This is a genomic window from Exiguobacterium sp. J17977 (assembly GCF_018616375.1).
Classification (GTDB): domain Bacteria; phylum Bacillota; class Bacilli; order Exiguobacteriales; family Exiguobacteriaceae; genus Exiguobacterium; species Exiguobacterium mexicanum.
This window is the reverse complement of record NZ_JAEQBB010000001.1, coordinates 682,895-695,351: the sequence shown is the minus strand read 5'-3', so window position 1 is coordinate 695,351 and position 12,457 is coordinate 682,895. Positions and strand designations below refer to the sequence as shown.

At 51.4% G+C, this 12,457-nt stretch carries 17 protein-coding genes; 6 read left to right on the top strand and 11 right to left on the bottom strand.

Annotated elements, in window-relative coordinates:
* Positions 1 to 109: 109 nt before the first annotated feature.
* The 6 genes from KNO58_RS03455 to KNO58_RS03430 all read right to left on the bottom strand — a co-directional run bounded on the left by KNO58_RS03455 (position 110) and on the right by KNO58_RS03430 (position 4,874).
* The gene (locus KNO58_RS03455) at positions 110 to 562 is read right to left on the bottom strand and encodes a Dps family protein (RefSeq protein ID WP_021065585.1); all 453 of its coding nucleotides are present in this window, start codon (positions 560 to 562) and stop codon (positions 110 to 112) included.
* 101 nt (positions 563 to 663) lie between these two features.
* On the bottom strand, positions 664 to 1,971 hold the full coding sequence (gene murC, locus KNO58_RS03450) for a UDP-N-acetylmuramate--L-alanine ligase (RefSeq protein ID WP_214751863.1): 1,308 nt from the start codon (positions 1,969 to 1,971) through the stop codon (positions 664 to 666).
* An 88-nt stretch (positions 1,972 to 2,059) separates the two neighbouring features.
* Positions 2,060 to 3,043, bottom strand: coding sequence for a hypothetical protein (locus KNO58_RS03445; RefSeq protein ID WP_214751862.1), 984 nt, complete (start codon positions 3,041 to 3,043; stop codon positions 2,060 to 2,062).
* A gap of 53 nt (positions 3,044 to 3,096) precedes the next feature.
* Complete coding sequence (gene ytpR, locus KNO58_RS03440; protein ID WP_214751861.1) at positions 3,097 to 3,717, bottom strand: YtpR family tRNA-binding protein; 621 nt, start codon at positions 3,715 to 3,717, stop codon at positions 3,097 to 3,099.
* 48 nt (positions 3,718 to 3,765) lie between these two features.
* Positions 3,766 to 4,557 carry a DUF1444 family protein gene (locus KNO58_RS03435; protein ID WP_214751860.1) on the bottom strand — a complete coding sequence of 264 codons (792 nt, stop codon included), beginning with the start codon at positions 4,555 to 4,557 and terminating at the stop codon, positions 3,766 to 3,768.
* Between the two features lie 5 nt (positions 4,558 to 4,562).
* Complete coding sequence (locus KNO58_RS03430; protein ID WP_214751859.1) at positions 4,563 to 4,874, bottom strand: thioredoxin family protein; 312 nt, start codon at positions 4,872 to 4,874, stop codon at positions 4,563 to 4,565.
* Between the two features lie 114 nt (positions 4,875 to 4,988).
* Between KNO58_RS03430 and KNO58_RS03425 the strand changes: the two genes are divergently transcribed.
* Positions 4,989 to 5,321 (top strand): hypothetical protein, encoded by a 333-nt coding sequence (locus tag KNO58_RS03425; RefSeq protein WP_214751858.1) that lies wholly within the window; start codon positions 4,989 to 4,991, stop codon positions 5,319 to 5,321.
* A 49-nt stretch (positions 5,322 to 5,370) separates the two neighbouring features.
* Here KNO58_RS03425 and KNO58_RS03420 read toward each other — a convergent pair whose 3' ends face one another.
* A complete protein-coding gene (locus tag KNO58_RS03420; protein ID WP_214751857.1) occupies positions 5,371 to 6,387 on the bottom strand; it encodes a PTS sugar transporter subunit IIC in 1,017 nt (338 codons plus the stop codon).
* A 127-nt stretch (positions 6,388 to 6,514) separates the two neighbouring features.
* Complete coding sequence (locus tag KNO58_RS03415) at positions 6,515 to 7,588, bottom strand: M42 family metallopeptidase (RefSeq protein WP_214751856.1); 1,074 nt, start codon at positions 7,586 to 7,588, stop codon at positions 6,515 to 6,517.
* A gap of 136 nt (positions 7,589 to 7,724) precedes the next feature.
* On the opposite strand from KNO58_RS03415, the gene KNO58_RS03410 reads away from it, so the two are divergent.
* The 4 genes from KNO58_RS03410 to dhaM all read left to right on the top strand — a co-directional run bounded on the left by KNO58_RS03410 (position 7,725) and on the right by dhaM (position 10,084).
* On the top strand, positions 7,725 to 8,027 hold the full coding sequence (locus KNO58_RS03410; protein ID WP_021065576.1) for a PepSY domain-containing protein: 303 nt from the start codon (positions 7,725 to 7,727) through the stop codon (positions 8,025 to 8,027).
* Between the two features lie 104 nt (positions 8,028 to 8,131).
* The gene (gene dhaK / locus KNO58_RS03405) at positions 8,132 to 9,109 is read left to right on the top strand and encodes a dihydroxyacetone kinase subunit DhaK (protein ID WP_214751855.1); all 978 of its coding nucleotides are present in this window, start codon (positions 8,132 to 8,134) and stop codon (positions 9,107 to 9,109) included.
* A gap of 23 nt (positions 9,110 to 9,132) precedes the next feature.
* Positions 9,133 to 9,723, top strand: a complete 591-nt coding sequence (dhaL, locus tag KNO58_RS03400) for a dihydroxyacetone kinase subunit DhaL (RefSeq protein ID WP_214751854.1) — start codon at positions 9,133 to 9,135, stop codon at positions 9,721 to 9,723.
* Between the two features lies 1 nt (position 9,724).
* Positions 9,725 to 10,084 carry a dihydroxyacetone kinase phosphoryl donor subunit DhaM gene (gene dhaM / locus KNO58_RS03395; RefSeq protein WP_029595156.1) on the top strand — a complete coding sequence of 120 codons (360 nt, stop codon included), beginning with the start codon at positions 9,725 to 9,727 and terminating at the stop codon, positions 10,082 to 10,084.
* A gap of 24 nt (positions 10,085 to 10,108) precedes the next feature.
* On the opposite strand, the gene KNO58_RS03390 is transcribed toward dhaM, so the two are convergent.
* Both KNO58_RS03390 and trmB read right to left on the bottom strand, forming a co-directional pair.
* A complete protein-coding gene (locus KNO58_RS03390) occupies positions 10,109 to 10,618 on the bottom strand; it encodes a hypothetical protein (protein WP_021065572.1) in 510 nt (169 codons plus the stop codon).
* A gap of 105 nt (positions 10,619 to 10,723) precedes the next feature.
* Positions 10,724 to 11,371 carry a tRNA (guanosine(46)-N7)-methyltransferase TrmB gene (gene trmB / locus KNO58_RS03385; RefSeq protein WP_214751853.1) on the bottom strand — a complete coding sequence of 216 codons (648 nt, stop codon included), beginning with the start codon at positions 11,369 to 11,371 and terminating at the stop codon, positions 10,724 to 10,726.
* 135 nt (positions 11,372 to 11,506) lie between these two features.
* On the opposite strand from trmB, the gene cydS reads away from it, so the two are divergent.
* Positions 11,507 to 11,617, top strand: coding sequence for a cytochrome bd oxidase small subunit CydS family protein (gene cydS / locus KNO58_RS15485; protein ID WP_021065570.1), 111 nt, complete (start codon positions 11,507 to 11,509; stop codon positions 11,615 to 11,617).
* A gap of 45 nt (positions 11,618 to 11,662) precedes the next feature.
* Here cydS and KNO58_RS03380 read toward each other — a convergent pair whose 3' ends face one another.
* Positions 11,663 to 12,457 (bottom strand): phosphotransferase, encoded by a 795-nt coding sequence (locus KNO58_RS03380; RefSeq protein ID WP_376778150.1) that lies wholly within the window; start codon positions 12,455 to 12,457, stop codon positions 11,663 to 11,665.

Sequence of the window (12,457 nt, the reverse complement as noted above, 5' to 3'; positions counted from 1 at the left end):
GCGGCTCCGGGATTGCCTGCGGAAAGCGTGGGCGCCGGAAGGACGAGCGATTCTATTGATGTTAGTCAACAAGCTGAAGCGTGCCGATGGCGGCACGCTTGTTTTTTCGTTACAGCTTCGTCTTTTTGCCGAGCGCTGCCGACATCATCCAAATCTCTTTCTCGAGTCGCTCGATATGAGACACGAACGTGTCCTCGATGGCTTCGTCCCCGTCTTCGAAGTTCTCCATCGCGTCTTGCATCTCTTGACGAATCTGTTTGAAGTCGCTGATGACATCTTTAATCATCTGTTCGGTATCCGCGTGGCGGTCCCCTTCTTGCAGCGTCGAGTGTTCGAGGTACTCCTTCATCGTCGCATACGGTTCGCCATCGTTCATCAATAGACGTTCCGCCACGTCATCGTACAATTCGGCGACGAGATTATACAGCTCCTCTAATTTTTCATGATACGTGAAGAAGTGAGGGCCGCTAATGTACCAATGGTAGTTATGCAGTTTGACGAATAAGAGGCCATAGTTGGCCACCTCTTTGTTCAGTGTGTTCAATGCACCTTGGCTTGCCATCCTTAACATCTCCTTTTCCAAATTCAGTCGGTAGTACTATTACCGTCTTGGCTGGATGTTAAACACAAAAAAACGAACGGCATCAGCCGTTCGCTCTCGATTCACGCTTCCAATTGGACGTGTTTCTCATATTCGCGTTGATAAGTCTGAATGTCACCAGCACCCATGAATAGGAGCACGGCATCGTTGTGTGCTTGGAGTACTTGCGTACCACCGCGCTTCAACACGTTCGCGCCTTCGATACGCGATTGCAGGTCTTCAATCGTGACCGTTCCTTCTTGCTCGCGAGCCGAACCGAAGATGTCACACAAGTAAACGGCATCCGCTTCGGCTAATGCCGCAGCGAAATCATCCATGAACGATTTAAGACGCGTGTAAGTGTGCGGTTGGAAGATGGCTACAACTTCACGGCCGACGTATTTTTTACGTGCCGCTTCCACTGTCGCACTGATTTCCCGTGGATGGTGGGCATAATCATCCACTAACACTTGGCTTCCGAGCGTCGATTCGCTGAAACGGCGTTTGACGCCGTTGAACGTCTCGAGGCGGTCTTTGACCAACTCTTTCGGTAAGTTCTCGTAGTCACATGTCGCGATGACGGCAAGTGCGTTCAAGACGCTATGGTTGCCGTATCCAGGAATCCGGAACGTCCCATAGAAGTCGTCACGCAAATACACGTCAAACGTCGTCCCGTTCTCCGTCGAGTTCACGTTCTCGGCGCGGAAGTCGTTATGGGCGCCAAAGCCGTAATAGACAATCGGCACGTTCGCTTGAATGTGTTGAAGATTTTCATCATCCCCGCAAGCGATGATGCCTTTCTTCACTTGCTTGGCCATCTCTTGGAATGCGTCGATGACGTCATCGAGCCCTGAGAAGTAATCAGAATGATCGAAGTCGATGTTCGTCATGATGGCGTAGTCCGGACGATAATATAAGAAGTGACGCTTATACTCACAAGCCTCGAAGACGAAGTTTTTCGAATCTTCGACACCTTCACCCGTACCATCGCCAATCAAGAATGATGTCGGCTCAATGCCACGCATGACGTGAGCCAACAGACCTGTCGTCGATGTTTTCCCGTGAGATCCAGTGATGGCGACACTTGTATAATGGTCGGCCAATTCGCCTAGAAACTCATAGTACTTGTATATCGTCAATCCGAGTTCGCGTGCCCGAACAACTTCAGGGTGATCGTCTGTGAAGGCGTTACCTTGGACGACGATTTGCCCTTCTGTAATGTTTTCAGGGTCAAACGGAAGGATTTCAATTCCTTTACGGTTCAATGCTTCTTCAGTAAAAAATGCTTTGTCAACGTCCGAACCTCGGACCTCATTGTTCATGTCATTTAAAATTTGAGCTAAAGGACTCATGCCCGTTCCTTTAATTCCGACGAAGTGATAACGGTTCATCTGTAAATAGCCCCCCTAATTCATTGCGGTCTGTATCAAAAATGCGACAAACCTTTGTCATTATAGCAAAACTACCGGAGTCATGCTATTACAGATTATTGTTTTTTTTAGCCAACCGGCGACTCTTGTACATCGCCATCCGGTCTTGCGGCGTCATCATGACGTTGAGCGGAGGGCCTTCCGCTTTGTATGACACGCCCATGGCGGGCGTCAATGTTTCTTCATCAGGCACATCGACCGGTTCGTCCGACTGTAATGTTTTCGCAACATCCTCAACAATCGGTGCCACCGTCTCGACCGATGCTTCGATTGGCAACGATGGTTCGGCCACATCTTGTTTTTCTTCACGAACGGTAATCTTTGATGATTTCAAGTCGGTCGACCCCATAAATACCGAAGCGAATCCGCTCTCGACAATCGAGACTTCGCCGAGGAGCGGTTTTTCGTCCGGTTCAGCCGGTTCGTCTTCTGAGACGGTCGAAGTCTCAGCAATCGGTTCCGACGTTTCCGTGGAAATAATCGACGCTTCACTCGGTGCAACTACTTGCTCGGCCACCATGTCCTCAAGCGTCTCCATTGTTGACGCTTCGTCCGCTGCGACATCGAGGTCAGGCTGTGTTGTCGGCGCCTCATCCGTGATTGGCACGGATTCATCTGTTGACTCCATCGCCGGTTCTTCCACTGATTCCAACACCGTTTCGTCTACGGATTCAGCCACAGATTCATCTACTGACTCCATCGCCGATTCATCTACAGACTCAATTACCGGTTCGTTCTCAGGCTCAGGCGCTACACTCGGCTGCACCGCCTCTGACATTTCCTCGACCGGGACGGCCACTCGCTTTGCTTGGCGAATCGCTGAATCGTCTCGCGTCTCTGGAGAATGTTCAGTCGGCAGGATGATTTTCGGTTTCGGTCGGGCGTATCCATAAATCGGAGACGGCACATCCGACGGCACAAATTCATCTTTCGGCTCGGGCTTCGGTGCAGGCGCACCTTTCTTCCCTTCTTGGGATAATTCGCGTCGAATTCGGTCTGCTTGCTGTTTTAATGAACGTTCATATGCATCCATACTTGATTCCTCGCTTTTTCACTCAATCCTATTTAGCAAAAAATCGGTCGAGTTTAGCGACCGATTTCAAATGCTTTACCTACTTCATATTCGTCATCTAATACGAGAATCCCTTTTTCTTGCGGTGCGTCAGGCAAGTTCAATTCACGCGCCGAACAGATCATCCCGTGTGAGCTCTCACCACGTAATGTAGACGGACGAATGATCAACCCTGATGGCATGACCGCCCCCGGTTTCGCGACGACGACTTTTTGGCCGGCCGCGACGTTCGGTGCGCCACAGACGATTTGAACCGTTCCTTGATCCGTTTCAACTTGGCAGATTGACAATTTGTCGGCATCCGGATGCTTTTCAGCTTCTTTGACATACCCGACGACAAAGTTCGGTGTGAAATCGACGCCTGTCAACTCGGCTTCAATATTTTGTTTACGTAAGATGACCCCAAGTGATTCAATCAGCTCAGCCGTCAACTCGACAGGTCCGTGCCAGTCACTGACATCGAAATAATTGCTGGCATTAAAAATGTTGTAGCCATTGACTTTCCCTGTCGTCGATTTAATGATGGCGACATCGTCTTTCCGTTCAACGACTTGATGATGGCGATCGCCTTCTCTTAGCAAGACCATGAGGACATCACCGATTCCTTCACGGTTATAAAAAGCATTGATTTGCATACGTAAAAACGCCCCTTCTTTCAAACTAGACACAAATAGTTTAGCAGATTATGCGTCGGTTGGTGGGTTCTTTTTTCCGACAATAAAAATTGGCTCGAGTTCGCCAGCCTCATAATGGAAAGAAAGAGCCGTCACCGGAATCCGTCCGTTCGTGAAAAAGTCGAACATAAGCTGTTGCATCGCATCATAGCCTTGATCGTTGCGGATGTCCGCGATAATCATCACGTCTTGGTGCGGCACCCCGACGAGCATATCGCCTTCGATACGGCGTTCCATGACCCGTAAAAAATCATCGTTCAACAGACGTGACGCCTCATAGCCATCGCGCGCCGCCAAGAAATAAAACGTGTTACCGGCAACCGTATCTTCTTTTAAATCGGTCGGTAATTTTTTAACGTTATCCCGCGCCAACTCATCAAGACGTTCAAGCGTCATCCCGCCCAAATGCCGCTCTTCAATCAATCGATAGCCGTTACCCAAATCGAGGGCATAAAAGATGGCCGTCTCCGCTGTATGCGGCGTCATCGCCAACGTCTCGCCCCGTTTCGTCTCGGTCGCGAACGAAGCGGAACGGATGACGGGATAAAGATTGGCCTCATTGCCTGCTAATGTGACGTCATCGTCGGCTGTGAGTGCCGTCTTGATATAGTGTACGACCTCATCGATGGCGATTTGCCCCCGGACTTTTGTCTTCGCCACGAGCGGGGCAAGACGAATGTTGACGCCGAAACGGTCGGTCGCCCGTTCGATGCGCAACACCTCATTCTCGCGGTCGTACGAGGTGCGGTATCCGTCGGTGAACTTACTTTCGAGATGACGACGTAATTCATTCCGTTCCATTCAAATCACCCTAGCCCATGAAGGAAGGCTTCGACTTGCTCAGGCGTCTTCCGTTCGCGTCCGACGTAGCGGTCGACTTCTTGTCCGCCGTTGAAAGCGACGAAGCTTGGAATCCCGAAAATGTCGAGCTCTTGCGCAAGCTCCATCCACTCGTCACGATCGACGTAATAAAATGACCAGTCAGAGAACTTCGCTTCAATTTCCGGCATGAATGGGTCGAGGAAACGGCAATCGCCGCACCACGTTGCTGAAAACATGAGGACGCTCTTCCCTTGTTTCGCTGCTGTATATTCGTTCATCGTTGTCAGTTGTTTCATCTTCACCACTCCTGTTCTTTTTTCCTCATTCATGATAGCATAAGTCCGTTGTCACATTCCGCTCTCGTGTTTTATGATAATCGGGAGTGAAGACTACGTGAAAAAGGTGAAGTCATGACAAAATGGACACGCGAACAGTTGAATCCAGAAATGAAGCATCCACTTGAACAACTCGTCGGCGTCATCGGTATGTTGGCGATTCTACGCTACGGTTATTTATTTATCGATACGGACAAGTCGCGAGGCGAGATTTTTATTTGGCTCGTCGTCGGATTCGCCGTGATTTACATACTTGAACGGGTCGGCAAACGCCTTGTGCGCAGGCTGCCTATCATCCGAAAACGTTTTTTACTGCCCGTCTATGCCGTCTTGCTCGTGTCATTCCTCGCGAGTTTCCGCGTCCCGCGCGAAACGGTCGAAATCGTCCGGAATTTTTTCGGGTGGTGAACGAAAGAGAGCGTCCCGCTTATTTGTCGGGACGCTCTCTTTCATATGTTCAGTATTCGATTTTCATGTCGTTCGGTCGAATCCGGTTCATTCGGACCAACACTTGATAGACGGCATAGCTGAGCACCGCCGGCCCGATGATGAGAAAGCCGAAGACGACGATGAACGTATACCAACTGAAGCCCATCGTCTCAAGCATGACAATCGGCCCGACGAGTCCGCTCGTGCCCATGCCAGCGCCGGCCGCGACGCTCTCGAGTTCAAATAACAGAATCGCGATGGGGGCGAGCACGGCGCCGGCCACGGTCGGCGGCAACAGAATCCATGGGTTTTTGACGATATTGCCGACTTGGAGCATCGATGTGCCGATACCTTGGGCGATGGCGCCCCCGATGCCGTTGTCCCGATAGCTCGTGATGGCAAAACCGACCATCTGGGCGGCGCAGCCGACCGTTGCCGCACCGGCGGCGATTCCGCTCAACCCGAGCATGAGGGCGATGGCCGCGCTCGAAATCGGAGCCGTGAGGGCGAGCCCCATCAGCGTCGCAACGACGACACCCATGAACAGCGGTTGCTGTTCTGTGCCCCATTCGATCCACGTGCCGAGCTGTGTCATGAACAACCCGACATATTTGCCGATATAGGTCGCACTGAAATAACCGATGCCGATCGTCGTGAACGGCGTGACCAAAATATCGAGTTTCGTCGATTTCGAGACGAGTTTGGCAACTTCGACGGCGAGCAACGTCGCCACATAACTGCCTGCCGGTCCGAACTCATAGCCGAACGCCCCGACGACGAGCGCCGAGAACAAGATGAGCGGCGGCGCTTGGAGCGCATAGGCGATGGCGATCCCGATGGCCGGTCCGGTCAAACTGATGGCCACGTCGCCAATCTCGATGAGCGTCGAACCGAACCCGGACAGGCTCGTCTCGAGCAACTGTCCTCCGGCTGTCTTCATAATCAAACCGATAATGAGTGTACTGAATAATCCGAGTGCCATATAACTGAGCGCCGTCACAAAGTATAGCGACGGGCTAAGTGTGATGCCTTTTTTCTTAAGCATGGGAGTCCCCCTCGTTCTGTCTTGTCAGTCGTATAGTTTCTGTCTTCACACTTTTCTCAGTATAAGCGTTTCTCGACAAAATTCAATATAAAAAAACGCCACTACAGGAGTGACGTCCTTCGTTGAATTAGCGTGAAGCCCGGAGCGTCTCCATCGTCGAGCGATCGAGTCGTTTGACGAGTGCCTTCAGGAGCGCTTTCGCCGCATCGTAGTCGTCCGTATGCAAAATTGAGGCATGCGTATGAATATAGCGCGCCGCGACGCCGATGACGGCCGTCGGCACCCCTTCCCCGCTCATATGGATGCGCCCCGCATCCGTGCCACCTGGCGAGACGAAATACTGCGTCTTGATGTTTTCATCAGACGCCGTATCGAGCAGGAAGTCACGCATCTCTGGAGACATGACCATGACGCGGTCGAGGATGCGGATGAGCGCTCCTTCCCCGAGCTGACCGAACTCAGTTTTATTGCCAGATGCATCGTTGGCCGGTGACGCGTCGAGGACGAGTGCGACATCCGGACGAATCATTTCGGCTGCCGTCTGGGCACCACGGAGACCGACTTCTTCTTGGACGGTCGCTCCGGCGAACAAAATGTTTGGGTGATCGGCTTTTGTCGTCTCTTCGAGCAACTCGACGGCGAGACCGACACCGTAGCGATTGTCCCAAGCTTTCGCCATAATTTTCTTCGGATGTTTGAGCGGCGTGAACTCGCTCGTCGGGACAGCCGGAAGACCCGGACGGACGCCCCACGATTCAGCCTCTTCTTTCGTATCGGCCCCGATATCGATAAACATTTGCTTCATGTCCATCGGCTTGTTCATCGCGTCCGGTCCGAGCAGATGCGGCGGCGTCGAGGCGACAACACCTGGAATCAATCCGTCTGCCGTCACGATGTCAAATCGCTGTGCCATGAGCACTTGGCTCCACCAGCCACCGAGCGGTTGTATGTACAGCATCCCGTTCTCTGTGATGCGAGTAACCATGAACGCGACTTCGTCCATATGTCCAGCGACCATGATGCGTGGGCCTGATTCATCCCCGACCCGTTTCCCAAAGATCGAGCCGATGCCATCCGTCATGACCTCATCGACGTGCGGTGTAATTCGGTCACGAACAAACCGACGGACCTCTGATTCAAACCCAGGTGCGCCCGGAAGCTCTGTCAACGTCTTGAATAAGTCTCTCGTTTTTTGTTCCATTTCCATCCATCCCTTCAACCATTCTTGTTTCATTATATACAGAACTTTTCGGCAGATGCGAATGGTTTTCGTTCCAATGGGGTACAGGTTTTGGTACGATGTACATGATAGCCATAGTTCAAGGGGAGGTAGTCATATGAAGAAAAGATATTGGTTAGTTGGAATCGGGGTTGCCATCGCAGCCGCACTTATGACGAAAAAAGTGTTAGATGAACGAAGCTTATCGGCCGAGGATGCGCTTGAGTACACGAAGCGTGCATTTTCAGCCAAAGGTCACGTCCAAGGGGCATGGATCTCGGCATCGCCTGAGATTTACACGTATGACGGACGCGAATACGATGTCTTCAAAGGCGGCATCTCGGTTCTCGAGAACGACGAAGAGAAGACGTACCAATTCACAGTCGATTCAGAGACTGGCGCTCTACTTGAATATGCATAAGATGAAGTCGGCGAGCATTTTCGCCGACTTTTTTTGTTTAATTCACCCAAAAGAGTGGAAAATTGAATATGGTACTTTTCAAACTCAAAAAGGAGTGATCCCACGTGAAGAAACTGATCGGTGAAGCGAACGAACTCGTGTCTCAAATGGTCGAAGGTATGGTCCATGCCCATCCTGAGCTGTACGGTCGTGTGGAAGGATTTAATGTCATCTGTCGTGCTGACGGGGCCAAGTCCGGAAAAGTCGGACTCGTCTCAGGTGGAGGGAGCGGTCATGAACCAGCGCACGCCGGTTATGTAGGCGATGGGATGCTCGACGCCGCCGTATGTGGTGAAGTATTTACCTCGCCGACCCCGGACATGGTGCTCGAAGGCATCAAAGCGGCCGATGGTGGCAATGGCGTATTGCTCGTCGTCAAAAACTACGCAGGTGACGTCATGAACTTCGAACTCGCCGCCGAACTCGCGGACGCCGAAGGGATTAAAGTCGACCACGTCGTCGTCGCCGACGATGTCGCCATCACGAACAAGGAAGATCGTCGCGGTGTCGCTGGGACCGTGTTTGTTCATAAAATAGCCGGTGCGGCCGCAGCGAGCGGGAAATCACTCGATGAAGTGAAAGCGCTTGCAGAAAAAGTAGCGGCTAACGTCCGTTCGATGGGGATGGCCGTCGAACCGTGCTATATGCCGGTGAGCGGGAAACCTGGATTCGATTTGAATGAAGAAGAGATGGAAATCGGAATCGGGATTCACGGCGAACGCGGTGTCGAACGGAAACCGACGACGAACGTCGATGCGATTGTCGACGATTTGCTCGATCATTTGAAAAAAGAAGTCAGCCCCGGCGAAGTTGCCGTTATGGTCAATGGAATGGGCGGAACGCCTCTATCTGAATTGTACGTGACGTATCACTTCGTCGCGAAAAAACTTGAAGATGCCGGCTATACGTTGAAACGGAAATACGTCGGCAACTATATGACGTCACTCGAGATGCACGGCTTCTCGATCACACTCTTGCCGCTCGATGAGGAGTTGACGAGCTATCTCGACGCACCATCGGCGGCACTCGGTTTCAAACTCTAATCTACGAATGAGGTGTTCAGGCAATGTTGACGATCGAAGGATTCAAGCAAGCATTACGGCACGCCCAATCAGAGATTGAGGCGAACAAGGATACACTGACCGATCTCGACCGCGCCATCGGCGACGGGGATCACGGCATCAATATGTCGCGTGGCTTCGAAGCGGTCGTCGCTGTCCTTGACGACGACTACGCGACTCTCGGCGACTTAAGCAAGAAAGTCGGGATGACGCTCATGTCGAAGGTTGGCGGCGCAGCCGGTCCGCTTTACGGTTCCGCTTTCGTCAAGGCGGCGCCCAAGTTTGGTGACGCGACCGAAGCCGATTTTAGCCTCGTCAAAGAAGCACTTGTCGAAGCCTCGACTGCAATCAAGGCGCGCGGAAAATCAGAAGTCGGCCAAAAGACGATGGTCGATGTGTGGGAACCGTTCTTGAGCGACTTGAACGAGTCCGATGACTTTGATACGAAACTCGATCAACTCGTTGGCGCGACCGAGGATATGGTCGCCACGAAAGGACGGGCATCTTATTTCGGTGAGAATTCGCGCGGCACCATCGACCCAGGCGCACTGTCGAGTTCAATCGTCTTAAAAGCGATTATGAAGGAGGTCGAGTGACATCGTTGAGCTCATCATCGTATCCCATAGCGCCAAAATCGCAGAAGGGATTCAAGACTTGATGAAAGAGATGGCCCCGTCCGTTCCGATTCATTTAGCCAGCGGACTCGAGGACGGCAGCATCGGGACCGATGTGACCCGAATCCTCGAGGCGATTGAAGCCGTTGACAAAGAGGCGCTCATCTTATCAGATATCGGTTCGGCCACGATGAACGCCGAACTGGCCGTCGATATGTATGAGGGTGAGAAGACCGTCCAATTTTATGACGGTCCGATCGTCGAGAGCGCCTTTGTCGCCTCTGTCTCGGCCGGTAACGGCATGGACGTCGCTCAAATCGTCGAACAGTTGAAGATGGCATAAAAAAAGAGCCTCGCGGCTCTTTTTTTAACGTGGATTATCGTTTTTCTCGTAAATCGGGTTCATGTATTCAGTCGTCGAGTAGAAACGTGGCACGACAACGAACAAGATGACAGCCGGGATTGCAATCAAGAGCAACAAGATCAAGACAGGCAACCAATAAACGATTTGTTGTCCGAGCATGTCGATGTTTGCGTCTGCAAATTCAGTCGCGCCTTCGACTTCAGCAAGGTCAGCTGTAGCGAGGATTTTGTTGTCCGTCGCATCATAATAATGGAACTCGGTCTTACGTGTGATGAAGATGCCGTCACGGACCGTATCGATTTCAACGACCGCCGCGATGACTTCATTGCCATTCGAGTGACGGAGCGTCTCTTCTTTTACGATTTCAGCCGTTCCTTCTTTGTAATCATAGTGCGTGGCTTTCAAATCCTCTTCAAGGGCGTCCAAGAACGCCTCGTTTGCCGAGGTATTAAGTGGTGCGATTGTTAGAATGAAGATTAGTGCAAGCAGGCTTGCCCATGCTTTTTTCAACATCCCCATGTTCCCCCTTCTCTAATTCCAATTTAGCGTCATTCCTATTGTACCAAGAAGAAAGAAAAAAGTGTGAAGAAAATGCTATTAAAATAAGAAAAAAGCGTGTCAAATTTTCGGGCGGAACGCGGCTTCCATCCGATAAATCGGTTGTCCCATGGCGCTGAAGCGCTCTTCGTACTCGGTGCGGACGTTATCTGCCGGTTCGTTCGCGTGAAGATCAAGTGAAATATCTGTGAAGTACATGCCGTATTGACTCATGCTCTCAAGTGAATATTCGAACAGTCCGCGGTTATCGGTCTTGAAGTGAATCTCGCCTCCGCGTGGCAATACAGCCTCGTACGTGGCGAGGAATGTCTTATACGTCAAACGACGTTTTGCATGTCTCGTCTTCGGCCATGGATCCGAGAAGTTCAAATAGACGCGGTCGACTTCGCCAGCCTCGAAATAGTCGACGAGTCGCTTCGCATCCACAGTCAAGACGCGGACGTTCGGCATCGGCGTTTCGACGAGTTTTTGCACGATTGACACGGCGACGCTCTCGAACAACTCGATGGCGATGAAATTGACGTCTGGGAATTGTTGAGCCATCCCTAAGACGAATTGCCCTTTCCCCGATCCGACTTCGATGAAGAGTGGGTTGTCGTTGTTAAATTCTGTTTTCCAGTTCCCTTTTAACGTTTCGGGATGAGTGATAAAGACGTGTTCTTGAGCTTCCATGTATTCTTTAGCCCAAGGTTTGTGACGTAAACGCATATTTTTCCAACCTTTCGTTCAAGAAATGTTCAAGTTTCAGCTGACTAGCCGCTTCGCGCGAGCAGTCCCCTTGCGATTATACACGAAATCATTGTTTAATGAACATGAATCATCCTTCACAAGGAGGTTATATCGATGAGCACGTTGGATCAATTTCTCATTTTTTACGCGGCTCCGCTGACGTTCTTCGGCGCCGTCATCGCGACGTTCGTATGGGCGTATTTCATGAAACCTGATGATGTCTGATGCATATGGAAAGGGATGGCTCACACTCGTGATCCATCCCTTTTTTTATTGCGTCCGTTCCTCTGCCTCATCGAGCAGTTCCCGGAGTACGGTCAACCCTTCAGCACGGGCGATGCCGTTCTGTTCCCCATACAAAGTGAGAACCGTCTGAGCAATCGCATACCAGTGCATCCGGTAGTGTAACTCGGACGTGAAACGGATGCCATAATGGCTGAACCACGTCTCCCAGTCCACCTCGTCGACATAGCTGTAAACGACCATAGCTAAATCAAAGGCACGATCCGCGATAATGGCGTCATCCCAGTCGGTCAAATATAACAGACCGGTCTCGCCCTCAATCCAATTGTTATGGTTCAAGTCTGAGTGACAGACGACGAGTTCACGTTCGTCATCAATCGGCTGATGAACCGTCAACCAACGGATTGCCTCATCAATCGTCACGTCCGCCTCGTCTTGCTCGTAAGCGGCACATTGCCGGAGCAATAGCGAGGATGTGACCGGTGTATGATTCAACTGTTGCAACATGAATAATAGCTCTTTCGAATGATGAATCTTCCCTAGCTGTGCCGCCACATCAGCCCGCTTCATATCGGCTGGCGATAGCTCACGACCTTCGATGAACTGTTGGGCACTGAGGACGTCACCGTTAAACATCCGTTTCGTCCACAGCAATTTGGGGACGATGCCTTCGGCGGAAAGAATGGCTAAAAACGGGGACGAGTTTCGTTTGACAAAGATTTTTTGTTGGCGCGTCGTCGCTACGTACGCTTCGCCTGTAATCCCGCCTGCGGAAGCCACCGTCCACTCTTCACCGAGCGCACCGATTATATCTGAATACAT